At 62.0% G+C, this 25855-nt stretch carries 22 protein-coding genes and 2 pseudogenes; 12 read left to right on the forward strand and 12 right to left on the reverse strand.

Going from position 1 to position 25855, the window contains the following annotated elements; genetic code table 11:
- Window positions 1-2: 2 nt before the first annotated feature.
- The gene (locus tag PMA3_RS17670) at window positions 3-611 is read right to left on the reverse strand and encodes a lytic transglycosylase domain-containing protein (RefSeq protein ID WP_064678384.1); all 609 of its coding nucleotides are present in this window, start codon (window positions 609-611) and stop codon (window positions 3-5) included.
- A gap of 195 nt (window positions 612-806) precedes the next feature.
- Here PMA3_RS17670 and gspG point away from each other — a divergent pair, with 195 nt between their 5' ends.
- Genes gspG through PMA3_RS33440 form a run of 3 tightly spaced genes read left to right on the forward strand, consistent with a single transcriptional unit; the run spans window position 807 to window position 2973 of the window.
- A complete protein-coding gene (gspG, locus tag PMA3_RS17675) occupies window positions 807-1241 on the forward strand; it encodes a type II secretion system major pseudopilin GspG (protein ID WP_064678385.1) in 435 nt (144 codons plus the stop codon).
- A gap of 12 nt (window positions 1242-1253) precedes the next feature.
- Window positions 1254-2441: a type II secretion system F family protein gene (locus tag PMA3_RS17680; protein WP_064678386.1), complete on the forward strand. Its 1188-nt coding sequence runs from the start codon at window positions 1254-1256 to the stop codon at window positions 2439-2441.
- Window positions 2442-2469: 28 nt separating this feature from the next.
- Window positions 2470-2973: a hypothetical protein gene (locus PMA3_RS33440; protein ID WP_082930356.1), complete on the forward strand. Its 504-nt coding sequence runs from the start codon at window positions 2470-2472 to the stop codon at window positions 2971-2973.
- Between the two features lie 146 nt (window positions 2974-3119).
- On the opposite strand, the gene PMA3_RS17690 is transcribed toward PMA3_RS33440, so the two are convergent.
- Entirely contained in the window at window positions 3120-4016 is an 897-nt protein-coding gene (locus tag PMA3_RS17690; protein ID WP_064678388.1) for a LysR family transcriptional regulator, read from the reverse strand.
- A gap of 123 nt (window positions 4017-4139) precedes the next feature.
- On the opposite strand from PMA3_RS17690, the gene PMA3_RS17695 reads away from it, so the two are divergent.
- The gene (locus PMA3_RS17695; RefSeq protein ID WP_064678389.1) at window positions 4140-5567 is read left to right on the forward strand and encodes a mechanosensitive ion channel family protein; all 1428 of its coding nucleotides are present in this window, start codon (window positions 4140-4142) and stop codon (window positions 5565-5567) included.
- Between the two features lie 130 nt (window positions 5568-5697).
- Here the strand turns inward: PMA3_RS17695 and ycaC are convergent, their stop codons facing one another.
- The 4 genes from ycaC to PMA3_RS17715 form a co-directional block, all read right to left on the reverse strand.
- On the reverse strand, window positions 5698-6324 hold the full coding sequence (gene ycaC / locus PMA3_RS17700) for an isochorismate family cysteine hydrolase YcaC (protein WP_064678390.1): 627 nt from the start codon (window positions 6322-6324) through the stop codon (window positions 5698-5700).
- Window positions 6325-6392: 68 nt separating this feature from the next.
- Window positions 6393-8231 (reverse strand): amidohydrolase, encoded by a 1839-nt coding sequence (locus PMA3_RS17705; RefSeq protein ID WP_064678391.1) that lies wholly within the window; start codon window positions 8229-8231, stop codon window positions 6393-6395.
- Window positions 8228-8818 (reverse strand): antibiotic biosynthesis monooxygenase, encoded by a 591-nt coding sequence (locus tag PMA3_RS17710; RefSeq protein WP_064678392.1) that lies wholly within the window; start codon window positions 8816-8818, stop codon window positions 8228-8230. Before PMA3_RS17710 ends, PMA3_RS17705 begins: the two co-directional genes overlap by 4 nt.
- A 156-nt stretch (window positions 8819-8974) precedes the next feature.
- The gene (locus tag PMA3_RS17715) at window positions 8975-9895 is read right to left on the reverse strand and encodes a LysR family transcriptional regulator (RefSeq protein ID WP_064678393.1); all 921 of its coding nucleotides are present in this window, start codon (window positions 9893-9895) and stop codon (window positions 8975-8977) included.
- Window positions 9896-10053: 158 nt separating this feature from the next.
- Here PMA3_RS17715 and PMA3_RS17720 point away from each other — a divergent pair, with 158 nt between their 5' ends.
- Complete coding sequence (locus PMA3_RS17720; protein WP_064678394.1) at window positions 10054-10467, forward strand: helix-turn-helix domain-containing protein; 414 nt, start codon at window positions 10054-10056, stop codon at window positions 10465-10467.
- 550 nt (window positions 10468-11017) lie between these two features.
- Entirely contained in the window at window positions 11018-13816 is a 2799-nt protein-coding gene (locus PMA3_RS17725; protein WP_064678395.1) for an ATP-binding protein, read from the forward strand.
- 247 nt (window positions 13817-14063) lie between these two features.
- Here the strand turns inward: PMA3_RS17725 and PMA3_RS17730 are convergent.
- Window positions 14064-15455: pseudogene (locus PMA3_RS17730) on the reverse strand (ATP-binding protein); the annotation flags it as partial.
- Window positions 15456-15640: 185 nt separating this feature from the next.
- The gene (locus PMA3_RS17735) at window positions 15641-16591 is read right to left on the reverse strand and encodes a GlxA family transcriptional regulator (protein ID WP_064678396.1); all 951 of its coding nucleotides are present in this window, start codon (window positions 16589-16591) and stop codon (window positions 15641-15643) included.
- 319 nt (window positions 16592-16910) lie between these two features.
- Between PMA3_RS17735 and PMA3_RS17740 the strand changes: the two genes are divergently transcribed.
- The 3 genes and pseudogenes from PMA3_RS17740 to PMA3_RS17745 all read left to right on the forward strand — a co-directional run bounded on the left by PMA3_RS17740 (window position 16911) and on the right by PMA3_RS17745 (window position 19086).
- Window positions 16911-17633, forward strand: coding sequence for a pirin family protein (locus tag PMA3_RS17740; protein WP_064678397.1), 723 nt, complete (start codon window positions 16911-16913; stop codon window positions 17631-17633).
- A gap of 168 nt (window positions 17634-17801) precedes the next feature.
- Window positions 17802-17912, forward strand: a pseudogene (locus PMA3_RS30900) (zinc-binding dehydrogenase); the annotation flags it as partial.
- Window positions 17913-18141: 229 nt separating this feature from the next.
- Window positions 18142-19086: an alpha/beta hydrolase gene (locus PMA3_RS17745; RefSeq protein ID WP_064678398.1), complete on the forward strand. Its 945-nt coding sequence runs from the start codon at window positions 18142-18144 to the stop codon at window positions 19084-19086.
- A 3-nt stretch (window positions 19087-19089) separates the two neighbouring features.
- Here the strand turns inward: PMA3_RS17745 and PMA3_RS17750 are convergent, their stop codons facing one another.
- The 3 genes from PMA3_RS17750 to PMA3_RS17760 all read right to left on the reverse strand — a co-directional run bounded on the left by PMA3_RS17750 (window position 19090) and on the right by PMA3_RS17760 (window position 23234).
- On the reverse strand, window positions 19090-20904 hold the full coding sequence (locus PMA3_RS17750) for an ABC transporter ATP-binding protein (protein WP_064678399.1): 1815 nt from the start codon (window positions 20902-20904) through the stop codon (window positions 19090-19092).
- A 47-nt stretch (window positions 20905-20951) separates the two neighbouring features.
- A complete protein-coding gene (locus PMA3_RS17755) occupies window positions 20952-22082 on the reverse strand; it encodes a hypothetical protein (RefSeq protein ID WP_064678400.1) in 1131 nt (376 codons plus the stop codon).
- A gap of 114 nt (window positions 22083-22196) precedes the next feature.
- A complete protein-coding gene (locus PMA3_RS17760; RefSeq protein WP_064678401.1) occupies window positions 22197-23234 on the reverse strand; it encodes an AraC family transcriptional regulator in 1038 nt (345 codons plus the stop codon).
- Window positions 23235-23399: 165 nt separating this feature from the next.
- Between PMA3_RS17760 and PMA3_RS17765 the strand changes: the two genes are divergently transcribed.
- The 3 genes from PMA3_RS17765 to PMA3_RS17775 all read left to right on the forward strand — a co-directional run bounded on the left by PMA3_RS17765 (window position 23400) and on the right by PMA3_RS17775 (window position 25401).
- Entirely contained in the window at window positions 23400-24251 is an 852-nt protein-coding gene (locus tag PMA3_RS17765; RefSeq protein WP_064678402.1) for a 3-hydroxybutyryl-CoA dehydrogenase, read from the forward strand.
- Complete coding sequence (locus tag PMA3_RS17770; RefSeq protein ID WP_064678403.1) at window positions 24238-24897, forward strand: TetR/AcrR family transcriptional regulator; 660 nt, start codon at window positions 24238-24240, stop codon at window positions 24895-24897. The genes PMA3_RS17765 and PMA3_RS17770 overlap by 14 nt, the downstream gene beginning before the upstream one ends.
- Window positions 24898-24987: 90 nt before the next feature.
- Entirely contained in the window at window positions 24988-25401 is a 414-nt protein-coding gene (locus PMA3_RS17775; RefSeq protein WP_064678404.1) for a VOC family protein, read from the forward strand.
- A gap of 41 nt (window positions 25402-25442) precedes the next feature.
- Here the strand turns inward: PMA3_RS17775 and PMA3_RS17780 are convergent, their stop codons facing one another.
- Window positions 25443-25811, reverse strand: a complete 369-nt coding sequence (locus PMA3_RS17780; RefSeq protein ID WP_064678405.1) for a DUF6124 family protein — start codon at window positions 25809-25811, stop codon at window positions 25443-25445.
- Window positions 25812-25855: the final 44 nt, after the last annotated feature.

Here is a 25855-nt window from a genome sequence, read left to right on the forward strand (position 1 = left end):
GATCACAACGGCGCATCCACGGCCAGGCCCTGCAAGCGTCGGTACTGGCGCAACACGCTTGGCACATAACGCTGGGTTTCGGCGAACGGCGGGATCACCCCGCCACGGCTGAGCACCGCTTGCGGCCCGGCGTTGTAGGCCGCCACGGCGAGGCTGATGTCGTTGTCGAAAAGGGTCATCAGGCGCTTGAGATAACGGGCGCCGCCCTGGATGTTGGCCTTGGGGTCGTAGACATCGGTCACGCCCATTTCCCGGGCGGTATCGGGCATCAGTTGCATCAGCCCGCCGGCGCCCTTGGGCGAGATTGCGCCGGCGTTGTAGCTGGACTCGGTCTGGATCACGGCGTGCAACAGCGCCGCCGGCAGCTGATTGGCCGTGGCCGCCGCCGAGACCAGCTCGGCGTAGGGTTGCCGGGCAATCATCTGCGGTTGCCGGTCGATACTGACCTGGGCGGATTCAGGCTCACGAATCACCCGCTCGTAGGTGCGACCGGGACGGTGGACATTGGATAAAACGTAGCTGCCCTTGGCGTCCACGGACACGAACACATCGGCCTGTGCGACGCCGGTCTGCAGCAGCAGCCCGAGCAGTCCCATGGTGAGTGTTTTCATTGTTATGCCTCCCCTGACCGTCCCCGAAAAATGGGGGTATTGCCCCAATGGCCGGTCGTACATCTGCCATACGCAAGCACTGTGCCGGTTGCGTGAAGGCCCGTGATTCGGGGGTTGCAGCAGGATGCACGGGCATGAGCATGGCAATTGCATAAGTCCTCATGGCGACCCTTCTGCCCACTGTGTGAGGTCATCATGAATCAGCGTCTGTGTAGTACCCCGCGAACGCAAAGCGGGTTCACCTTGCTCGAACTGTTGGTGGTGCTGGTGGTGCTCGGGCTGTTGGCCGGCATCGTCGCGCCGAAGTATTTCGCCCAGCTGGGGCGTTCCGAAGTGAAGGTGGCCAAGGCGCAAATCGAAGGCCTGGGCAAGGCCCTGGATCTGTACCGGCTGGAGGTCGGCCATTATCCGTCGACCGAACAGGGCTTGCAGGCACTGGTCACCGCGCCGAGCGACGAGACCCGCTGGACCGGTCCTTATTTGCAGAAAAAACTGCCCCAGGATCCGTGGGGCCGCAACTACACCTACCGCCACCCCGGCGAGAACGGCGAGTACGACCTGCTGTCCATGGGCAAGGACGGCCAACCCGGCGGCGAAGGCGAAAACGCCGAAGTCACCAGCTGGCAATGACGAGGGACGACCATGCGCTTTCACCTCAAGGCCGTGGGCAAGGCTGGCGTGATCTCGATGACAGTCGAGGCTCCGGGCAACAGCGAAGCCCGTCGCATCGTCGAAGACCAGGGTTATCGGGTCGTCAGTATATCTACCGAGCGCCACTGGCGTTCACTGGGTCTTCGAAAGCGCGAGACGTTCAACCTGGTGCTGTTCAGCCAGGAGCTGACGACGCTACTCAATGCCGGTCTGCCGTTGATCGATGCGCTGGAAAGCCTGGCGGAAAAAGAGAGCGCGCCACAGGCTCGCAAGACCTTGAGCGAACTGGTGCGCCTGCTTTATGAAGGCAAGTCGTTCTCCCAGGCGCTGGGCCAACTGTCGGCGGTGTTCCCGCCGCTCTACGTTGCGCTGGTGCAGTCAAGCGAGAAGACCGGCGCCGTGGGCGATGCCCTGGGTCGCTATGTCAGCTATCGCCAGCGCATGGACGAGGTTCGGCAGAAAATTGTCAGCGCGTCGATCTACCCCGTGCTGTTGCTGGTGGTGGGCAGCGGCGTGGTGTTGTTTCTGATGGGCTACGTGGTGCCCCGCTTCAGCCTGGTGTTCGAAGGCCTGGGCTCGAACTTGCCCTGGCTGTCGCAGATCCTGATGAGCGGCGGCATGTTCCTGCACGCCCACCAGGGTGAATTCTTCGGCGCCTTGGCGGCAATCGTCGTCGCCCTCGCCTTCCTCCAGCGCCAACCGGCCTTTCGCCGGGGCGTGGACCGGGTCATTGAAAAACTCCCGGCGGTCCATCAACGCATCTTCATGTACGAACTGGCGCGCTTCTACCGTTCCCTGGGCATCCTGCTGCAAGGCGGCATCCCCCTCGTCACCGCCATGGGCATGGTCCGCGGCCTGCTCACCGTCGCCTCGCGCACGCGCCTGGACCAGGCCTGCGAACGGGTGCGCGAAGGGCAATCACTGTCGGCCGCGCTGGAGCTCAATCACCTGGTGACGCCAGTGTCCCTGCGCCTGCTGCGCGCCGGCGAACAGTCCGGCAACCTCGGGCAAATGATGGAACGCAGCGCCGACTTCTACGACGAAGAAATCAGCCGCTGGATCGAATGGTTCGTGCGGCTGTTCGAACCCCTGCTCATGACCTTTATCGGCCTGCTGATCGGGGTCATCGTGATCTTGATGTATATCCCGATTTTCGAATTGGCTTCGAGCATTCACTGATACACCCGACAACAAGACGGAGATCGATATGCACATGAAAAAGCTGTTGCTTGCGGTGGCTATTGGCGCAGTTCTGTCTGCGTCCACCGTATGGATGCCGGACGGGTTGTCCGGTATATCGAGTGCTCAGGCCAAGGATGGTGGAGGGGGTGGCGGGGGTGGGGGTGGGGGTGGGGGTGGGGGTGGCGGCGGTGGCGGTGGCGGTGGCGGCAGTGGTGGCGGCGGTGGCCACGGAGGTGGTGGCGGAAGCAGTGGCAGCGGCAATGGCGGTGGCCATGGGGGAAGCGGCAGCGGCGGCAATAGTGGCGGCAGTCACAGCGGCGGCGACCACAGCGGCAGCGACCATGGCTCGGGGCATGCGGGCAACTCCTCCTCCGGTCGCAGTGGCTCGCATACCGAACGGGGTGATGATCATGGGGTTCATCGTTCAGGAGAAGTTGGCGATGACCACGGCGTTCATCGTGCCGGCGAAGTTGGCGACGATCACGGTGTGCATGTCGGTGGCGAGCCAGGCGATGACAAAAGGTCCTGACACACAGTAATCACATAAGCCCCGCAGCCCCCTGTGGGAGCGAGACCGGCTTGCCGGCGAAAGTGCAGTGTCAGACAACTTCAATGCCGGATGACACTCCGCCTTCGCCGGCAAGCCGGTCTCGCCCACATTGGAAAGAGCTTGTTCTATAAAATATCGTCAGCCCGATCCAGCCGCTCGCGCAAGAACTCGATCAACGCCCGCACCGGCCTCGACCCTTGTCGATGCTGCGGATACACCGCCGATAACGTCAGCGGCTCAGGCCGAAAATCGTCCAGCACCGGCACCAGCCTGCCATCCTTCAACGCCGCGCCGACAATGAATGTCGGCAAGTAGGTAATCCCCATCCCGGCAATCGCTGCATCCTTGAGCAACTCACCGTTGTTGACCCGCATCCGCCCGGTGACGTTGACCGCCAGCGGCTTGCCCTGCCCTGCGAATCGCCATTGCACCTGACGACCATGGCCATACGGCAGGCAGTCATGGCTGTGCAAATCTTCGGGCTTGAGCGGCGTACCGCGTTCGGCCAGGTACGCCGGGCTGGCGCAATACACCCGCTCGATGGAGGCGATGCGTCGGGCGATCAGCGTCGAGTCTTCCAGAATGCCGATGCGCAGGGCCAGGTCGTAGCCCTCGCTGAGAAGGTCCACTGGCCTGTCGCTCAAGTCGACTTCCACTGTGACGTCGCGGTATCGCTGCAAGAACAGCGGCAGCAGACAGCCCAGGTGCGCCAGTGCGAATGACAACGGCGCACTCACGCGAATGGTGCCCCGCGGCTCGGCGGTCTGGCCGGCGATACCCTGCTCGACCTGCTCCACTTCACCGAGCAGGCGCAAGGCCGACTCGTAGTAACTCTGCCCCAGGGGAGTGACGTCCAGGCGCCGGGTAGACCGGTTGAGCAAACGCACGCCCAGGCGTTCTTCGAGCTGCATCAGCCGCCGGCTGACGAACTGCTTGGACAGACCCAATTGATCGGCGGCAGCCGTGAAGCTGCCCGAGTCCATGACCTGGCAAAAAATACGCATGTCTTCGAAAGGGTTCATTGTCACGTCCAGGTTGACAGTCATACCCTTTATAGCCGCTTTTTCCCTTTCCAACACCCTATTAATCTGTGTCACAAAGCACGCTTCACTTGATAAGCAACCCTCTTGCCGCCGGAGTCTCCCATGTCCTTCCTGCTTGCTCACCTGCTGTCCTGGAGCACCCTGCTGCTGGTGATCGATGCCTTGCTCTGGCACCTCGCCCCGTTCAAACATCGCGTCCTGCGCGTCGGTGTGCGTCTGGCACTGTTTCTGATATTCAGCGCGCTCATCATCAACGCCGGCGTCAGCCCGTTGCAGGCGCCGGTGTTTGCCGATGATCGCGTGTCCCAACTGGGTGCCACGGCGCTGGGGATTCTCTGGTGGCTGTACGCCGCGCGGGTGCTCACCGAAGTCATCGGCCTGGTGCTGATGCGTCGTATCGGTCACAGCGGCCGCCTGCTGCAGGATGTCATTGGTGCGCTGGTATTTCTGATCGCCATTGTGGCAGCGGCCGGTTATGTGCTGGAGTTGCCGGTCAAAGGCTTGCTGGCGACGTCCGGGGTGGTGGCGATCGTGGTCGGTCTGGCACTGCAGAGCACGTTGAGCGATGTGTTTTCCGGCATCGTGCTCAACACCACCAAGCCCTACCAGGTGGATGACTGGATCATGATCGACGGCGTGGAAGGCAAGGTGCTGGACATCGACTGGCGCGCCACCCACCTGCTGACCAGTGCCGGCAGCACGGCAGTGGTGCCGAACTCGGTGGCGGCCAAGGCGAAGATCGTCAACCTGAGTCGTCCCAGCAACATGCATGGCGTGTCGATCAGCATTCGGGTGCCCAACCACATTCGTCCACGTCGGGTGCTCGATGCGCTTGATCGCACGCTGCAGGGCAGCAGCAGTCTGCTGCTCAACCCGGCCCCGAAAGCGGTGCTCAAGGAAGCCGGCGACAGCATGTCCGAATACGTGGCCAGCGGCTTTATCACCGAGCTGGGCAAAAAAAGCGAAGTGCGCAATCAACTGTTTGACCTGGCCCATCGGCACCTGGAAGCGGCGGGTATTTCCCGGCAGCTCGATGGCGTGATCGAGCCCTCGACCCGCGCCCGGGCATTGCTCGATGAAGTGAAAGTCTTCCGTTCCCTGAGCGAAGAGGAACGCGATCAAATGGCTCAGTGCATGGTTGCACAGCAATACGCGGCCGGTCAGGTGGTGCTGGAACTGGGTGAAGTGCCGGACAGTCTGATGGTCATCGCCACGGGCGTGGTCAGCGCGACCGTGCCTGATGGCAGCGGGCACGTTGAAGCTGGCCGCATGGGGCCGAGCGAGGTGATGGGCGAACAGAGCATTCTTGCCGATACGCCGTCACAGGCGACGTTCACTACGTTGACCTCGTGCATCATTTACCGGATCGATAAATCCCTGGCCCGCAGCTGCATGGAACAGCGCGCCGAGGTGGGTCGGGCGTTGAACAAGTTGCAGGCGGTGCGGCAGCAGAACAGCCGGTTGGCATTGTTGGCCAAGCCGGTGCCGATCAAGAAAGGGGGGTTTTTGGGGTGGTTGCACAAGCGTTGAATGGCAGGTGCACGCATTCCCCTGTAGGAGCTGGCTTGCCAGCGAAAGCGGTGGGTCAGTCGACACATGTATTAACTGACATACCGCCTTCGCTGGCAAGCCAGCTCCTACAGGGGTGTGCGTTAACTTCTTATTTGGAGGTCAGCACCGAATAGCTGTTCATCAAGTTGCGGTAGTTGGGAATGCGCGGCGACAGCAAGTTCGCCAGGCCTTCCATGTCGTTGCGCCAGTCGCCCTGCAGCTCACACGCCACCGAGAACCAGTTCACCAGTTGTGCACCGGCCGCCGCCATGCGCGCCCAGGCTGCCTGCTGCACGGTTTCGTTGAAGGTGCCGGATGCGTCGGTCACCACGAACACTTCAAAACCTTCAGCCAGCGCCGACAGGGTCGGGAAGGTCACGCACACATCGGTCACCACACCGGCGATAATCAGTTGCTTGCGGCCAGTGGCTTTCACGGCGTTGACGAAATCTTCATTGTCCCAGGCATTGATCTGGCCTGGACGCGGAATGTACGGCGCGTCCGGGAACTGCTCTTTCAACTCAGGCACGATCGGGCCGTTCGGGCCGTTTTCGAAGCTGGTGGTCAGGATGGTCGGCAGCTTGAAGAATTTGGCCACGTCGCCCAGGGCCAGCACGTTGTTCTTGAATTCATTCGGCGAAAAATCCTGGACCAGCGAAATCAGGCCGGTCTGGTGGTCGACCAACAGCACAACGGCGTCGTCTTTGTTCAGGCGTTTGTAGGGAACGTTGCTCATGGAAAACTCCTCGGTGGATGGTTGTCGCTTGGAACGCCGGTCCAGCGGGCCGGCGTTTTTGGGATGGGTCAGAAGGCAAAACACGAGCAGCCAAAGGCGCCCCAGAAACCGGCGAAATCGCTGACCGGCGCGTTGGACAACCGCGCCCGTTCATGGCTGTGGGAGTGCACCGCGCACGGCCCGCTGCAATGGTGAACCTGCGCCTGCATCGGCGAAGTCGGGCGCCAGTGGCCCGGCACCTTGACCACCGGCGACCAGTCCGGCAGCACCGGCACGCTGGCGGGCCCCAGTTTTTCGAAATCACCGGCGGCGTACACCACCTTGCCGCCGACCACGGTCAACACCGATTCGATCCACTTGATCGCTTCTTCGTCGACACTGAAAAAGTCCGCGCTCAGGGCCGCCAGGTCAGCCAGTTGGCCGACCTTGATCATGCCTTTTTTTCCCTGTTCGGAAGAAAACCAGGCGCTGCCATGGGTGAACAACTCCAGCGCGGTCTGGCGGGAAAGTCCTTCGCTGTGCAGTTCCAGGCCGCCGACGGTGCGACCGCTGACCATCCAGTACAACGAGGTCCAGGGGTTGTAGCTGGACACCCGCGTGGCGTCGGTGCCAGCGCCGACCGGTACCCCTTCGGCCAGCATGCGCTTGATCGGTGGCGTGGCTTCGGCGGCTTTGGCACCGTAGCGCTCGACGAAATATTCGCCCTGGAATGCCATGCGGTCCTGGATCGCGATCCCGCCGCCCAGCGCCCTCACCCGCTCGATGTTCTGCGGGGTGATGGTTTCGGCATGGTCGAAAAACCAGGGCAAGCCATTGAACGGAATATCGCGATTGACCTTCTCGAACACGTCGAGCATGCGGCTGATGGATTCGTCGTAGGTGGCGTGCAGGCGGAATGGCCAGCGTTGCTCGACCAGATGGCGAACCACCGGTTCCAGTTCGTCTTCCATGGTCTGTGGCAGGTCCGGGCGCGGTTCGAGGAAGTCTTCGAAATCCGCCGCCGAGAACACCAGCATTTCCCCGGCGCCGTTGTGCCGCAGGTAATCGTCACCCTGGTGCAATGTGACGCTGCTGGTCCAGTTCTTGAAGTCGGTCAGCTCTTCCTTGGGCTTCTGGGTGAACAGGTTGTAGGCAATGCGAATGGTCAGTAGCTGGTCCTTGGCCAGCTGTTCGATCACCTGGTAATCGTCCGGATAGTTCTGGAAACCACCGCCGGCATCGATGGCGCTGGTCAGGCCCAGACGGTTGAGTTCGCGCATGAACTGGCGGGTCGAGTTGACCTGATATTCCAGCGGCAGCTTCGGCCCCTTGGCCAGGGTCGAGTACAGAATCATCGCGTTGGGCCGCGCCACCAGCATGCCGGTCGGCTCGCCGTTGGCATCGCGCACAATCTCGCCGCCCGGCGGGTTCGGCGTATTGCGGGTGTAACCGGCCACGCGCAACGCTGCGCGATTGAGCAAGGCGCGGTCGTACAAATGCAGCACAAACACCGGCGTGTCGGGCGCCGCCTGGTTGAGCTCTTCCAGGGTCGGCATGCGTTTTTCGGCGAACTGGAATTCGTTCCAGCCACCCACCACCCGCACCCACTGCGGCGTCGGCGTACGGTCGGCCTGATCCTTGAGCATGCGCAGCGCATCGACCACCGACGGCACGCCTTCCCAGCGCAATTCGAGGTTGTAGTTCAAGCCACCGCGGATCAGATGCAGATGGGAGTCGTTGAGGCCAGGGATAACGCAGCGGCCCTTGAGGTCGATGACCTGGGTGCCCGAACCGCGCAGGGCCATGGCTTCGGCGTCGGTGCCGACCACGACGAAGCGGCCGTCGCTGATGGCCACGGCGCTGGCACGCGGATTTTCCCGGTCAACGGTATGAAACTGGCCATTGAATAAAATCAGATCGGCGCTCATCGCGTGTCCTTAGGCTGAGTGGAAGAGGAAAGCCAGGGCGCGAACAGGCGCGTCGCCATCGGCATGAACAGGTACACCACCGACACCACAATGGTCAGGGTGATCAGGAACGTCGCGACCACGTAGTGCGAGAGGAACGGGTTGAGCTGCAGCAGCGGTCCCCAGATCAGCGGCACCAGCAGGGTGTGCGGCAGAATCACCAGCAGGGTCACCACGGCCTGCTTCCAGCGTGGCGGCGGCGAACCCGCATCGGCCTGGGGGGCGAACCAGAATTCATTGACCGGATTGACCTCGGTCTGGTCGCCGTCCGCCAGCATCGGCGTGGCTTGCTCGACCAGCGTCTGGCGTTGCGGCGAATCGAGCCAGCGTTGCATCGCCTCGGTGGAGCAGAAACGCAGCACGCAGGTGTACAGGTCGAGGCCGGCGTTCTTGCCGCGCATCACATCCACCCCCAGGTGCCCTTCCTGCTGACCGGCAATGCTGACGATGTTGCGCAACCAGGCTTCGTAAGGCACCTCGAACCCGGCCTTGACCCGGTGTTTGATGACCAGGGTCACGACTTCTTCGAAACGATTGACTTCAGGCATGACGCCAGGCTCCACAGAGACGAACATTGAACGCCAGCCGGCCCGGAGATAAGGATGCTGGTGAAACAAATCAGAAACTACCGGCGTCGATGCGCCGGGACCGGGTTTGATAGTGCCGGGGTGGAGGCGGGGAAAATTGGATGTACGTGCTCTTTTTCAGGTGGGGATGTTCAGCGGCTCAGACATGAACTGACCGATCCGCGATCGTAACCACTTCTCCGCAGGATCATTGTCATGCACCCCGCTCCATGCCATGGAAAGCTGCGCCGCCTCGATCGGAAACGGCGGATCTTCTGCGCGCAAGGCACAACCCTCGACCAACGCGCACGCGGCATAATCGGGAACCGTGGCAATCATCTCCGTCCCGGCCAGCAATGCCCGCAACCCACTGAATTGCGGTACCCCAAGCACCACCCGTCGACACCGCCCGATCTTGGCCAGGTCCAGATCAATGTTGCCACTCAGATCACCGGAGAACGACACCATCGCATGGGGCCGTTCACAGTACTGGTCAAGCGTCAGCGGCCCCGGCCGTTTGTCCCCGCGCAGCACCTTGCAGGGGATATCCCGCAACGTCTTGCACTTGGCATTCGCCGGCAACTCCGTGGTGTAACTCACCCCTACGGATATTTCTCCCGAGGCCAGCAACGCCGGCATCAGCAGATAATTGGCGCGACGCACTACCACCACGATCCCCGGCGCCTCTTCCTGCAGCTGGCGCAGCAACGGCGGAAACAATCCAAACTCGGCATCGTCAGACAGTCCGATGCGAAACACATCGCGGCTCGTCGCCGGATCAAATTCTTTCGCCCGGCTGACCGCCCCGGAAATGACATCCATCGCCGGCTGCAACTCTTTGAGAATCGCCAGCGCGCGCCCCGTCGGTTCCATCCCGCGACCGTTGCGCAGCAACAACGGATCGTCGAACAAATCGCGCAATCGTCCCAGCGCCGCACTCACCGCCGGTTGGCCCATGAACAGCTTTTCCGCTACACGGGTCAGGTTCTTTTCGAACATCAGGGCCTCGAAAATCACCAGCAGGTTCATGTCGACGCGGCGCAGATCGTTACGGTTCATAGGTATGGTTCCGTTGTGTGTTCAGCCAGGCACGGGGCCGAAGAGTGTGTCTGACTTTGCTCAAGACCGCCCGCTACAAACGAAGAATTAACAACGTTTAACTCGCCTGCCAGAGCGCCCAAGAACAAGAATGAATCTCACCGACACGGACATCTGCCATGGCTCAATTTCAGCAAAGCGCCGCTCGCGCGCCCGGCACTGAAACCAAGAAAAATACCGGCGGCCTCACCCCGTGGCGCGAGAGCCTGGTCAAGCAACTGATCCTCGACCGCCTCGGTGAGCCGCTGGAAGTGACCGAACTGGCCCAGGCCTGCGCGCTCTCGCGCAGTCATTTCTCCCGCGCGTTCAAGTGCAGTACCGGCCTCTCGCCCCAGGACTGGATTCGTCACCAGCGCATTGCGCGGGCCAAACAGCTGATCCGCAACACTGACTTGACGCTCACGCAGATAAGCCTGGAATGCGGCTTCTGCGACCAGGCGCATTTCTGCCATAACTTCACCCGCAGCGAGGGCATCAATCCGTTTGCCTGGCGCTGTCAGACCTTGCGTGCCCTCCCCCGCACCAAACTGTAGGCGCCAGGCTTGTCGGCGAAGGTGGCCTTGAGCCTTGCAGCGCCCTTGAAGACGCCTTCGCCGGCAAGCCGGGCTCCTACAGGGTTTGGCGTTGACCACAACCCATCGGTACGCAGCTGATCCTGTAGGAGCTGGCTTGTCGGATCGCCGCACCGCGGCGAAGGCGGCCTTGAGCCTTGCAGCGCCCTTGAAGACGCCTTCGCCGGCAAGCCGGGCTCCTACAGGGATTGGCGTTGACCACAACCCATCGGTACGCAGCTGATCCTGTAGGAGCTGGCTTGTCGGATCGCCGCACCGCGGCGAAGGCGGCCTTGAGCCTTGCAGCGCCCTTGAAGACGCCTTCGCCGGCGAGCCGGGCTCCTACAGGGTTTGGCGTTGACCACAATTATCGGTACGCAGGTGGTTCGCGTGGCGATGCAGTGGCTCATGCGCTACACCAGACGCACCGCGCGATCGCAGGCATGCTCTTGACGCATCAGCCCTGATAGGAGAGTTTTGGCCGCAGACCTGACGCAGTACGAGTCGTTGTTGATTTCCGCGGAGTGCCCCGTTGACCCTTTCCCCCGAACAGGCCATCCATTTTGGCCCCTACCGGATCTACCCCGGCCAGCGCCTGGTGATGGAGGCCGACCAGCCATTGCGCCTTGGCCGGCGCGCCCTGGACATTCTGTTGATACTGCTGGAACACGCCGGGAATGTGGTCAGCAAACAAGCGCTGATCGCCCGGGTCTGGCCAAAAAGCATTGTGGAAGACATCAACCTGCGTGTGCACATGGCAGCGTTGCGCAAAGCCCTCGGCGATGGTCAGGCCGGCCAGCGCTACATCGTCACAGTCGCCCAGCGTGGCTACAGTTTTGTAGCGCCCTATTCACTGGAGCAGGTCGCGCCCCCTCCCGGCAACGACGCCCCCCCACCGAGCGGCCACAACCTGCCCGTGCGCCGCACCCGCCCGATCGGGCGCCAGTCATTGGTCGACAGTCTGGTGGTGCAACTGGCGCGCCAGCGCTTCATCACCCTGGTCGGCCCCGGCGGCATCGGCAAGACCACCGTGGCGTTGCGCGTCGCCGAACAACTGATCGGGCGCTATCGGGACGGCATTCGCCTGCTGGACCTGGCACCGATCAACGACCCGTCTGTGATCACCCACCACCTGGCGACATTGCTTGACCTGTCCCTGCACGATGCCGAACCCACGAGCGGCCTCGCGGCGTGCCTGCGCGAGCGGCAGATGCTGCTGGTGATCGATAACTGTGAACACCTGATCGACGCCGTCGCGCTACTGAGCGAAAGCATCCTGCGCGGCGCACCCCAGGTCCATATCCTGGCCACCAGCCGCGAGAGCCTGCGGGCCGAAGGCGAATACGTCCAGCGCCTGGACTCGCTGGACTGCCCTCCCCCCATCGCCGACCGCGCCCAGGCCCTGGGCTTTTCTGCGTTGCAATTGTTCGTCGAGCGGGCGATGGCCAGCCATGACAGCTTCGAACTGACCGATGACGAGTTGCCCCTGGCGATTGAAATCTGCCGTCGTCTGGACGGCATTCCGCTGGCCATCGAACTGGCGGCGGCGCAGGTCGGCAGCCAGGGCCTGGGCGGTCTGCTGGAGCAACTGCAAGGCAGTTTTCGCCTGCTCACCCAATGTGGTCATTCGACGCCGGGGCGCCATCAAACCCTTCGCGCCACGCTGGACTGGAGCTTCGAACTGCTCAGCCCGTGCGAGCAGACCTGCCTGCGCCGACTGGGGATGTTCCGGGGTGGCTTCACCCTGGCGTCGGCGGCGGCGGTAATTGTCGGCGAACACATCGAACCCCGCGAGGTGTTTGGCTCGATCACGCAACTGGTGGCCAAATCGCTGCTCAACGTGGAAGTGGGCGACGAAGAAGTGTTTTACCGTCTGCTCGACACCACACGCAGCTATGCCCTGGAGAAACTCGACCAGGCCGCCGATGTGCAGGGCACCCGGGAACGCCATGCCGAACACTGTCTGACCCTGATGCGTCAGGCCCGGCACGACTGGGAGCTGATCACGACCAGGCTGTGGATCGAGCGCTATGCCCGCAGCCTGGAAGACATTCGCTCGGCCCTCGACTGGGGCCTGACTGCCCAAGGACCGCAGACCCTGGCGATCCATCTGGCCGCGACATCCACGCCGCTGTGGCAGGAACTGTCGCTGCTCAAGGAACACGGGGCCTATGTGCGCAAGGCGCTGGCCTTGCTCGACGCCGCACCCGAGCGCTGTGCGCAACTGAAAATGACCCTCAAGCTGGCCCTTGGCAGTTCGTGCTACCACACCCAGGGCGGTACGGCGGAAACGGTCGAAGCCTTCGTTAACGCCCTGGCGCTGGCCAATTCGTGCAACGACCTGGACGGTCAACTGCGAGCGGTGTCCGGGCACATGGCGGTCAACCTCGGTTGCGCCAACTATCAAACGGCGCTGGAGCAGAGCCGACAATTCGACCGACTGGGGTTGCAGGGCGATGCGCTGTTGTCCCTCAGCGCGCAGCGCTTGCGGGTGCTGGCCCTGCACTTCGCCGGCGATCAGCCAGCGGCACGGGTAAATGCCGAACAGGTCCTGCAGCGCATGGCCCAGAGCGGGCACCTCAACCGCTTTACCCATGGTTTCGGCGTGCAGTACGACCAGAGCGTTGCCGCCCTGACCATCCTGGCGCGCATTCTCTGGTTGCAGGGCCAACCGGAGCAGGCCTGGCGCACTGCCCGTCAGGCGCTGGATATCGCGATCCAGATCGACCACGGCACCTCCATCTGCTACACCCTGGCGCTGGCCGGCTGCCCGATCGCCCACTACAACGGCGACACCCGAACCGCCCGCGAACTGTTGCGCCTGCTGCTGGAGCAAGCCCAAAAACATTCGGTGCTGCTGTTCTATACCTGGGCCCGCCACTACGCGCAGGTCATCGACCGAACCGAAGCGCGGCCGCTGCCACAACCGGGCAGCGGGTTGATCAAGGACATCATGGTCACGCTGGACAGCAGTTTCGTCGATGACGCCTTGCTGCAGCGGGCCGATACCGGCGCCGCAGGCTGGAGCACGGCGGAGATTCTGCGGGCCAGGGCGCAAGCGCTGCCAGGCGAAGACTGCTCGCTGAAAACCACAGCGGCCGAGGTGTTATTGATCAGGGCACTCAACGTGGCACAAACCCAGGGTGCCCTGGCCTGGGAACTGCGCAGCGCCACCGCGTTGGCACAGGTGTGGCAGCGTCAGGGCCGTTACGGTGACGCCTATGAGCTGCTGGCGCCGATCTATCAACGCTTCACCGAAGGCTTTACCACACCGGACCTGACGACGGCCCGTCGCTTACTCGACCGCCTGCAGCGCCATCTGGCCGCTTGAAGTCCAGCGCGCCCGGCTGATGGAGCGGCGTAGTGCATTTCGAAGGCACGCACCTCCCACCTCCTGTTGTAATGCCGTCAGTTATGCGCAATGCGCTTAACTGTAGGAGCGAGCTTGCTCCGGGCGGCGTTCCGACGATGGACACAAGAGCGCCGCGTTTAGCCAGTAAACACGCGTTATCGTTAACGACCATCGCGAGCAAGCTCGCTCCTACAGGGAAGTGCATTGCGCTTAACTGAATAGCGTTACCCTCCTGTTGGCGTTTTTCCAGGGCGTAGCTGCGAGTGGTGTTGAGGAAACGGTAACGAGTCACGCCGTTGCCCTGCTCCAGCGACAGCAAGGATTTTAGCGCCAGGCGTTCGATCACTTCGACCAGGCGGCCAGGCAGCAGTTGCGCGCAACCGATCACGCCGATTGCCGCTTCCAGGGTAAAGGCCCACTTGAACACTGCCAGACGCTGCAAAACGGCCTGCTCCACCGGACTCAGCCGTGCATAGCTCCAGTCCAGCGCCGCTTTCAGGGTTTGATGCCGTGGCACCGCAGTGCGCCGACCCTGGGTCAGCAGCTGACAACAATTGTCGAGCTGGGCTTGCAGACCGACCAGTGCCAACGCGTCGATTTGCGCTGCCGCCAGTTCGATGGCCAGGGGCAAACCATCGAGCCGCCGACAGATTTCCCCCACGGCCTGGAGGTCCTGTTCACGCAGGGTAAAGCCTTGCTGACGGGCGCGGGCACGGCTGACGAACAACTGCACCGCCGAGTAGCCCATGACCTCGGTCACGCTGTGCAACACCGAAACCGGCGGCACCGCCAGGGGCGGCAAGCGCTGCACCGTTTCCCCCAGCGCCTGCAGCGGTTCGCGACTGGTCACCAGGATCGACAACCGGGGCGCTGCCCTCAGCAGGTCCTCGACCAAAGTCCGGCAGGGTTCGAGCAGGTGTTCGCAGTTATCGAGCAGCAGCAATGTATGCCGTTGCGCCAACACTTCAAGGCGGGTGCCAACGTCCAGTTCGAGCGCATGGGTCAGATGATCGACCAGTAGCGCCGGGTCATCGATCGTCGCCAGGTCGATCAGCCAGACGCCATCCTGATAGTGCTGCAACAACAACTCGGCCACGCGCAATGCCACGGTGGTCTTGCCGATGCCGGCGGGACCGACCAGGGTCATCAGCCGGCGAACTGGCAGCTGCCGCACCAGGCTGCCGACGATCGAGTCGCGACCGGTCACCGGCGAGAGCCGCGCAGGCAGATTGTGCCGGGTATTCTGCAGCGTCTGGAGCGAGACCGGCGCACCTTCCGGTTCATTCTGTACCGGCGCGATGAAGCTGTAGCCGCGTTGTGGAACATTGACGATATAACGCTGCCCGTCCTGGCCGTCGGCCAACGCCCGGCGCAACGCGGCAATGTGCACCCGCAGGTTGATGTCCTCGACCACCGACGTCGGCCAGACCCGCGCGATCAGCTCGTCCTTGCTGACCACTGTGCCGGCACGCTCCACCAGCACCTGCAAAATATCCAGGGCCCGGCCACCCATGCGCAACGGCCGATCACCCTGCAAGACCAGTCGCTGGCGCAGGTGGAACACAAAGGGGCCGAATCGCAGCAGCGCTTCGCTGTTCAAATCCGTGAGGCTATTCATGCACGTTCTCGTGCCGAAACCTGGCCGGCGCGCAGTGCAGCAACGCTCCATCGCACGCGCCCATCCAGGCTCCCGCATCTCCATCGCAAAGAGTTCAGCGCTATCTTGGCAGGCCTCGGTGACGGTACAACCACCACAGTGGGAGCGTCGCGGCCATCAGGGTGCGCATAACGGACAAGAGCGCTCTAGCTGAACTGTTCGCGGTACTGGGTCGGGGTCAGGCCGAGCTTTTCACTGAACAGGAAACGCATGTGCCGCACGCTACCGAAGCCACTTTTGAAGGCCACGGTCTTGAGTGGCAGGTCGCTGGTTTCCAGCAGGTTCCTGGCGCAATCGATTCGCGCACTCTGCAAAAACTCCATGGGCGTCATGTTCACTTCCCGGGCAAAGACCCTGGCGAAATGGCGTGGGCTCATGGTGGCCAAGCCGGCCATGCGCTCGATGCTGAAGGCTTCATCAAGATGCTCGAGCATATAGTTCTGCACCCGGGTCACCGGCGTTTCCTGGGGCGCGACGGCGGCCGTCAACGGACTGAATTGCGCCTGCCCGCCCTGGCGTTTCATCACCACCAGCAACACCTTGGCCACGTCCTGGGCGACTTTCTTGCCATGGTCCTCGGCGACCACCGCCAGGGCCAGGTCGATGCCGGCCGTGACACCGCCAGACGTGATGAGGTTGCGGTCCAGTACGTAGATCTGGTCGGTCTCCACCCTTGCCTTGGGAAAACCTTTGATCAGCCGCTCGGTGTAATGCCAGTGGGTGGTGACGCGGTAGCCGTCGAGCAGGCCGGCATGGCCCAGCACGAAGGCGCCGGTGCAGATCGAACCATACCGGCCTGCGCGGCTGACAGCGCCGTGCAGCCAGCCAAGCAACGGCGGATGTTTTTCGTTATAGGCACCGGGACCGCCGGGCACCAGTAACAGGTCATAGGCCCCACTGGCCTGATCGATGTGCCGGTCGGCCTGGACGCTGACGCCGTTGGAGGCCCGCAGCGCGCCGTGTTCGGTGCCGATGGTCGACAACTCATAGCGCTGGGCCTGCGGCAGATAACGGTTGGCGATGGAAAACACTTCCATGGGCCCGGCCATGTCGAGCAGGAGAAAGTCGGGGAACAACACCATTGCCACGGTTTTCATGGGTTCAAATCACTGAGGTCAAAAATGGATTGCTGAGTGGTACTAGATCCCTGTGGGAGCGAGCTTGCTCGCGATAGCGGTTTCACAGGGAACCATGATGGTGACTGTCAGACCGCTATCGCGAGCAAGCTCGCTCCCACAGGGGCATGCGCATGGTATTGAGGAATGCAGCATCGGGTAAGAATACCTGATCAGCCGTCGATCACTGTCAACCACAACGCGACAGTATTTCAATTTCAACCTACTTATTGCACCCACCAGTAACCATTAACCTTCTCCTCACTCGGACGAATCAACGTCCCCACAGGAGAACTTCATCATGCTGACCCTTCGCAAGGCTTCTGATCGCGGCGCCGCCAATCACGGTTGGTTGAAGTCCTTTCATACCTTTTCCTTCGCCAGCTACCGCAACCCGAAAGAGCAGGGATTTTCCGACCTGCTGGTGATCAACGATGACCGCGTGGCGGCAGGCAAAGGCTTTGGCCAGCACCCGCACCGTGACATGGAGATTTTCTCCTATGTGCTCGAAGGCGCCCTGGAACACAAGGACACCCTGGGCACCGGTTCGGTGATCCGCCCCGGCGATGTGCAACTGATGAGCGCCGGCAGTGGCGTCGCACACAGCGAGTTCAATCATTCGGCGACCCGGCCGGTGCATTTCCTGCAAATCTGGATCGTGCCGGAACTGAGCGGCGCCAAACCGCGTTATCAGCAGGAGCATTTCAGCACGCAGAAGAAACGCGGCCGCCTGCAACTGATCATTTCCCCTGAGGGGACACAGGGGTCGCTGAAGGTGCGCCAGGATGCGCGGGTGTATGCCGGCCTGATCGACGGCAAGGAAAGCGCCAGCCTGGAGCTGGGTGCGAATCGCTATGCCTATGTGCACGTGGCCCGTGGCAGCGTCGAACTCAACGGCGTGCCGTTGCAGGAAGGCGATGGGGTGCGGGTTCGCGATGAACAGCTGTTGACCTTGAGCAAGGGTGTGGATGCCGAGGTGTTGGTGTTCGACCTGCGCCCGCAGGAACTGCCGCAAATGCCATGAGATCAAAAGATCGCAGCCGGTTGCTGTTGCTGTTGCTGTAGGAGCCAGGCTTGCCGGCGAAAGCGTCCGTGAGATTGCCTTCGCCGGCAAGCCTGGCTCCTACAGCTACAGCTACAGCCTGCGATCTTTTGATCTACCGCGCGACGACGCGGTCCTATCTACAGACCACGTTGCCTGCCGATGATCGACAAGGTTTATCCGCTGGACCAGGCCGCCCAGGCGCATGCCCGGATGGAAGCGGGCGAGCACATTGGCAAGATTGTGTTGCAGGTGGATTGACCCCGATCCTGAAACGACCCTGAACCCTGTAGGAGCGAGCTTGCTCGCGAAAAACCTGAGAACGCCGCGGGGTGTCAGGTTTCCAACGTTATCGTTGACGACCATCGTCGGAACGCCGCCCGGAGCAAGCTTGCTCCTACAGAGAAGGGTGAACGGCTGTCGAAATTTTTCCCGCCCTGCGCACGCTTCTGCTAAAACCCGAACTTCAGTTTTTACCGGGGACCGCCCGATGCCCGCTTCCCTCCTCGCTTGTCTACGCCGACGCTGGCTGGCGCTGCTGTGCATGGCCGCGCTGGTCGTCGGCCTGCCTGTGGGTTGCGCAGTGCTGGAGCATAAGGAACGGGAGCTGTTGTTCCGCATCGAACCGGGGAATGCCAGTTGGTACAGCGGCTTGCCGAGCAGCGTCCAGGAGTTCGAGCTGCAGCCCAAAAGCTTCAAGGCAGGGCAAAGCATTCATGGCTGGTGGTGGCCGGCGGAACGGGCGAATGCGCCGGCGATCCTCTACCTGCATGGCGTACGCTGGAACCTCACCGGGCAGCTGTTTCGCATCCAGCAACTGCAGGCACTGGGCTATTCGGTGCTGGCCATCGACTACCGCGGTTTCGGTCAGAGTCACGGCGACCTGCCGTCGGAAACCACGGTGTACGAAGATGCACGGGTTGCCTGGGAACGCTTCACCTTGCTACAACCGGACGCGAACAAACGGCTGATCTACGGCCATTCGCTCGGCGGCGCCGTGGCCATCGACCTGGCGGCCGAGTTGGGCCAGACAGCCGCAAAAAAACGGGCACCGGTGCCGGCTCGCGGTCTGGTCATCGAGTCGACCTTCACGTCTCTGGCCGACGTTGCCACCGCGATGGCCAACACGTCCCTGCCGGTGCGCTGGCTGCTGTCGCAGAAATTCGATTCCATCGACAAGATCGCCGGGATCAACATGCCGTTGCTGGTGGTCCACGGGCTGGACGACCGCTACGTGCCGCCGCGCTTCAGCGAGCAATTATTCAATGCGGCCGTAGAACCCAAGCGCCTGTTGCTGGTGCCCGGCGCATCGCACAACAACAGCATGAGCCGGGGTGGGCAGACCTACCGCAAGGCACTGGACAGCTTGATCCAGCCGACACCGCCGGCCCAGGTCGCCGGGCCGGCAGTGTCCCGACGCGCTCAGGAGTCCTGAGGCTCAGCGATAACCCCTGGCCTGCAAATTGAACAACTGCGCATAGCGCCCGCCCGCTGCCACCAGACTGGCGTGATCCCCCCGCTCCAGGATCGAACCCTGATCCAGCACGATGATGTGATCGGCATTGCGCACGCTGGAAAAGCGGTGGGAAATCAGTAGCGTCATGCGGCCTTCGGTGTGCTCGCTGAAATGCTCGAACACCGCCGCTTCCGCCGCCGGATCGAGCGCCGAGGTCGGCTCATCGAGAATCAGTATATCGGCCTCGCGACGCATGTAGGCGCGGGACAAGGCGATCTTCTGCCATTGCCCGCCGGACAATTCCTGCCCACCGGCGAACCAGCGCCCGAGCTGGGTCGCATAACCGCGATCCAGACGCTCGATAAACGGCGCAGCCATGCCCTCGGCGGCAGCCGCGTGCCAACGCTGTTCATCGTTGAAGGCCAAGGTGTCGCCGACGCCGATGTTCTCGCCGACCGAGAACTGGTAACGGATGTAGTCCTGAAAAATCACGCCGATGCGGCGGCGCAGGGTGTCTTCTTCCCACGCCTGCAGATCGCTGCCGTCCAGCAGAATGCGGCCCTGATCGGGACGGTACAGACGCGCCAGCAGTTTGATCAGCGTGGTCTTGCCCGAACCGTTCTCCCCCACCAGCGCCACACTGTGGCCAGGCACCAGGTGCAGATCGATGCCTTCCAGCGCGGCCCGACTGGCGCCCGGATAACGGAAACCGACGTTTTCGAAACGCAAACCATCGCCGGGCACCGCGCCCACCGTCAGGCTGCCGGTATCGACCACCACCGGTTCGGCCAGGTATTCATAGAGACTCGACAGATACAGGCCATCCTCGTAAAGCCCGCTGATGGCGCTGAGGCTGCTGCTCACCGCCGTCTGCCCCTGCTTGAACAACACCAGGTACATGGTCATCTGCCCGAGACTGATGCTTCCGTGCACGGTGTCGACCACCACCCAGGCATAGGCCAGGTAAAACGCAGCGGTGCCCAGCAGGCCCAACACGAAACCCCAGCCATCACGCCGCAGCGTCAACCGTCGGTCTTCGGCATAGAGACGGGCGAACGTGTCGCGATAACGCTTCAACAGCAGCGGCGCAAACCCGAACAGCTTGACCTCTTTGATATAGCCTTCATGGGACAGCAGCGTCTCGATGTAATTTTGCTGCCGGCTCTCGGGCGCGCGACGGGTGAACAGGCGAAAGGCATCCCCGGAAAAATGCGCTTCGGCAAAGAACACCGGCAACGCACCGACCACCAACAGCACCAGGGCCCACGGCGAAAAATGCACCAGCAACACGCCGAAGCTGATCAACACGATCAGGTTCTGGATCAGCCCCAACGACTTCATCACCAGCGCCAACGGCCGGGTCGAGGCCTCGCGCCGTACCCGCACCAGCTTGTCGTAGAACTCGGAATTCTCGAACTGCACCAGCGACAATGTCTGGGCCTTTTCCAGAATCATCGTGTTGACCTTCTGCCCCAGCTGCACCCGCAACAGCGACTGCTGCACCGACAGCGCCCGCTGGGTCCCGGACAGCAACGCCAGCACGCCGGCTTCGAACAGCACATAACGCACCACCGGCCACAACGGCGCACTGCCCTGCTGCGCGTGCAACTGCATGGCGAACACCACCGCATCGACGATGCGCTGGCCCAGCCAGGCGGCCAGGGCCGGGAGTACCCCGGCGATCAGGGTGGCCAGCACCAGCCCCAGGAACAGACCGCGAGAGGTGCCCCAGACCAGCAGCAAGGCGCGTCTGGCCTGGTCGAGCAAGGTGGTGAAGCGGTTAAGAGCAACTGGCATATGGCGCTGGACCTGGCGTGGTGAGGACAACTATGCGCCATGGTACTTCAGCCAGGGATCGGCGCGGGGGCTCCGGAGGAAGCAGTTTTGGGCTTGGCGGGCGGGCAGACATCAACGCCCACCAGACTGGCACGAGGCACAAACTGCACCGCCTTGGAGTCGGTCTTCCACAGGCGCACAAAGTAAATACCGTCTGCCTCGGCGATGACGCGCAACGGGCGACTGAAACCGGGCCTGTCGGGATCCGTGAGCGTCTCGAGCCCTTTGCTTTCGGGAACGAAATTCATGAGCGTGCAATTGCGCGCGCCGGAGGCCGAGACTTGGAAGGCAAACCCGCCCAGTTTCGCGCCTGTGGTTGGATACAAGCCCAGGACGATGACCAGGACCATGACGGCGGTCGCGACCAGCGCTACTGGGTTGTCATGGCTGCGCATCTTTACCACGAACAACGCACCTAGTAACTGGATCATCCAGACCGCGAGCAATTCCACGAGCATAAGCGGCAACAGCCACCACAGATTACTGACGTATTGGCCAGCGATGTCGATCGCCACCATCGTCACATTGAGAATCACGACCATCTGAACAAAGGCAGACATCACGCACGCAATGCGAAAATCCGTAGACACCGGTCCTGCCACTCCGCGCGTCATCAGCCAGTAGTACCCGGCAATCGTCAGCCCCATCCCCACTACCGCCGCGGTGCCCCAGTACCAGTTGCCCGTTACCTGAGAGCCGATAACGCTGAGCGCAGCGCAGAAGGTGCCGAGGAGCAACAGGCTGCCAGCCCAGCGCCCTAACATCCGCCGGTGGCGCGTCCGGTGTTCCGCGCAGGTTTGATCAAGGGTGAGTTCGTCGCTCAGGCGCTTGCCGGAATCATTCAGTCGATGAAACAGGACGAAAATCGGCAACAGGACAAAAGCCACCAGCACCGAAATGATGAACACGAGTATCGCGGACATGACCGGCAGTGCAGAGATGACTGCTGAAGAGGTAATACTCAGCGGGATCTTTTCTTCCTGAATGTATTGATACAGGTACACCCCGGCGGTGAGCAGTATGACCAGGGTCAATGGCCAGGCGCGCTCATTGAGCCACAACAGGCTTTTACTCAATTGGCTAAAGCGATCGGGGGTCGGGGTAACGGTTCTCGGGGGAATGTTTTCAATATCGGTCATCGACAGGCTCCAGTTCCTTGGGGTCAGCGTCCTTGTTGCAAACAGCGTTGAACAGAGACAGGGAGCTGCGACTCTACAACCCGAAACCGCCGAAAACATCCGGGTCGCGCTTAATCAGATCGGTCTGTCAGAGCCTTCTGACAACTCACCCTGAAACCGCGCCCGATAACGCCCCGGACTCTCCCCCGTCCATTTCTTGAACGCCCGATGAAACGCACTCGGTTCCTGAAACCCCAACCGCTCGGCAATGTCGCCGATGCTCGCCCTGCTTTGGCGCAACTGCTCGAAGGCCACCCCGCGCCGCACTTCGTCCTTGATCTCCTGGTACGAACAGCCTTCGCGCTCCAGCTTGCGACGGAAGGTGCTGGGGCTCAGGTGTTGTTCCAGGGCGAAGGCCTGCAAGGTCGGCCATTCGCTGTAATGGCTGTGGCGCAGGCGCTGATGCACCTGCGACGCCAGGCCATGCTGGTTACGGAAGCGGATCACCAGCCATTGCGGCGCGGTGCGCAGGAATACTTTCAACGAGGCCAGGTCCTGGATCACCGGCAAACGCAGGTAATGACTGGCAAATTCGATCTCGGTGCGCTCGGCGCCGAAGGTCAGGTTGTGCCCCCAGAGCAAACGGTCATCGCTCAGGGGGATGCGCTGATGGCGAAAGTCCGCACGATCGATGGGAATGCGTCGACCGCCCAGCCAGCACATTAGGCTGATCATTAAAATCAGGAACGTCTCTTCGCCCAAACGGGCAAGGTCATCGTTTTGCGCGCGGGTTTCCATGCTGATGACCGCCCGCTTGCCGCGTACGGTCAGCGTGCCGCGAAAATCCCGCAGGAACAGGGCAAAGTTGGCCAGGCACTGGCGCATGGCTTTGTGCAGGTCGGGCTCCTGAATCAGCGCCCGACAGATCAGGGCGAAGCTGCCCGGGGACATGCCATGGGAGTCGAGGCCGAAGAATTCGTCGTCGAGTTCGCGGATCTGGATCAGCCAGAGGGCGGCAAATGCACTGGCCGGCACCCGTGCCGTAGGTTGCTCGATCAGTACCGGGTCGATGCCCGCCTGCTCCAGCGCAGCCCCCAGGCGTTGCGGATCGTTCCCCTTCCCCTGGACCATGGCCTGCATGAAGTAGGCGGCCACCGAGTCTTTTTCCCGCATTTGAACGCTTCTCTCCCCATGGCCGACTGGCAAAAAACACCAGTTGCGTTGAACAGTTTCGGCATAGGACAACCGCCCTGCCAGCTCTAGACTCGTAGCCAATAGTACGCCTTCGGCCGTTGCGGCGGCCAAGGTATCGCAAGGTTTGAGCGCAAGGACACAAACATGAATCTGCAAGACATTGGCGTGATTGGCGCGGGCACCATGGGCAACGGCATTGCGCAAGTCTGCGCCCTGGCCGGCTTCAAGGTGACCTTGATCGACATTTCCGACAGCGCTCTGCAAAAGGCCATTGCGACAGTTGGCAAAAACCTTGATCGGCAAATCGCCAAGGATACGCTGACCCAGGAGCAAAAACTCGCCACCCTCGACAGGATCCGCACCAGCACCGATTACAGCAGCCTGCAGAACGTGCAACTGGTGATCGAAGCCGCGACCGAAAACCTCGAGCTGAAATTGCGCGTGCTGCAACAGATCGCCGCGCAGGTCAGCTCCGACTGCGTGATCGCCTCCAACACCTCGTCGCTGTCCATTACCCAACTCGCCGCCAGCGTCAGCCAGCCTGAACGTTTCATCGGCCTGCACTTCTTCAACCCGGTGCCGGTGATGGGCCTGATCGAAGTGATCCGCGGTCTGCAAACCAGCGACGCGACCCACGCCCTGGCACTGGACATGGCCACCACCCTGGGCAAGACCGCGATCACCGCCGGCAACCGTCCGGGCTTCGTGGTCAACCGGATCCTGGTGCCGATGATCAACGAAGCGGTCCTGGTGTTGCAGGAAGGCCTGGCCAGTGCCGAAGACATCGACGCGGGCATGCGCCTGGGCTGCAACCAGCCCATCGGCCCGCTGGCGTTGGCGGACCTGATCGGCCTGGACACCGTACTGGCGATTCTCGAAGCCTTCTACGAGGGCTTCAACGACAGCAAATACCGCCCTGCTCCACTGCTCAAGGAAATGGTCGCCGCCGGCTACCTGGGACGCAAAACGGGGCGCGGCTTCCATGCCTATGCCTGAGCGTTGTTCACGTTTTGCCGAGTACCGGGACAAAGTCCTGGAGCTGTTTGCCAGCAAGGGTTTCGGCCAGGTCGGCATGCGTGAGCTCGCGACTTGCCTGGGGCTCTCCCCGGGTTCGTTGTATCACCATTACCCCAGCAAACAGCACTTGCTGCTGGATCTGATCGAAGAGTTCTACGAAGAGCTGTTGGCCACCCTGGGGCGCATCGCCCAACAGGCGCCAGCCAAGCGCGACAAACTGCAGGCGCTGATCCGCGCGCACGTAAACCTGCACCAGGAGATGCCTTGGCATTTTCGCCTGGTGGAGCGCGACAGCGGCTGCCTGAACGAAGAGCAACAGCAACGGGTGCGGCAACTGCGTGAGCAGTACGAACGCAAATTGCTGCTGATACTCGGTAGCCGGTCGCGGTTCAGTGAACAGGGCCGACTGGCCGCCGGGCATGCGATTGCTGCCTTGCTCAACAGCGCGCCCAGCTGGCTGGCGCAGCATCCGCTGGATGGACCGGAGCGCGATGAATTGGTGGAAAGCCTTGTGCGCGGCGCCATCGAGCGCGTGCTTGCGCCGCGACGCGCGCCCGAGGCAATAAGCCTGGCCCCGTCCATAGAAAAAACATCTAAAAATACCCAACCGCCCGCTGCATTTTAGGGCTTTGCTACCCGAGTCGAAACGCATCGGAATTCACTGACCAGGCAAACGGTCAACCGATGTGTACCCTCAACGACCGGGAGCTGAAACATGAAAATCAATCCCTACCTCATCTTCAATGGCGACTGCAAAGCCGCCTTCACCTTTTATGCCCAAGCCCTGCCAGGCCATATCGACATGATGATGACCTTCGGTGAAAGCCCCGCGCGCGAACACTTCCCGGCGGACCTGCACAACCTGATCATCCACACCCGCCTGTCGGTGGGCGATCAGGCGATCATGGGCTCGGACACCACACCGGATCGCCCCACGGATGAAATGGCCGGATGCTCGGTGTCGCTGAATGTCGACAGCATTGCCGAGGCGGAGCGCGTGTTCTCGGCACTGGCCGAAGACGGCAAGGTGCAAATGCCACTGGAAACCACGTTCTGGGCGGCGCGCTTCGGGATGCTGGTCGACCGCTTTGGTGTGTCGTGGATGGTGAACTGCGAAAAGGATCAGTGACCGTGGAACCAAAGGCCCGACCTGACAAGGTTGGGCCCTGGTCATGAAGGCCCCACATTATCCAGCGCCCGATTCACCGCCAGTTCACCCAGCATGATCACCTGCTGAACCGCCAGCATCGTGTTGCGCTGAGTCCCCTCCATCAACCCGGCCAGATCGCTGACCATGGCATTGGCCGAAGCCAGCAACTCGCACACCTGGGCCAGTAGCGTTTCGTTGTCGACTTCAGGGGCGACGATAAAAATCATCGCGGGTTTGCGCGGATTGGCATCTGCGGGAGCGGCGGGCTTGAGGTAATGATCGAGAGCCCGGTCGGCGGCCTGGTGAAATTTTTTCAGATCGCCACAGAGGTACGGGGAGGTGCTTTGGATCGCAGATGACTCATGGGTTTTGAGTGTGTCGTCGGGCATGGTGACTCTCTGCTGAATGATGATGAGAGCTACCACGCTAACCG

It is taken from the genome of Pseudomonas silesiensis, from assembly GCF_001661075.1.
In the GTDB taxonomy this organism is placed as follows: domain Bacteria; phylum Pseudomonadota; class Gammaproteobacteria; order Pseudomonadales; family Pseudomonadaceae; genus Aquipseudomonas; species Aquipseudomonas silesiensis.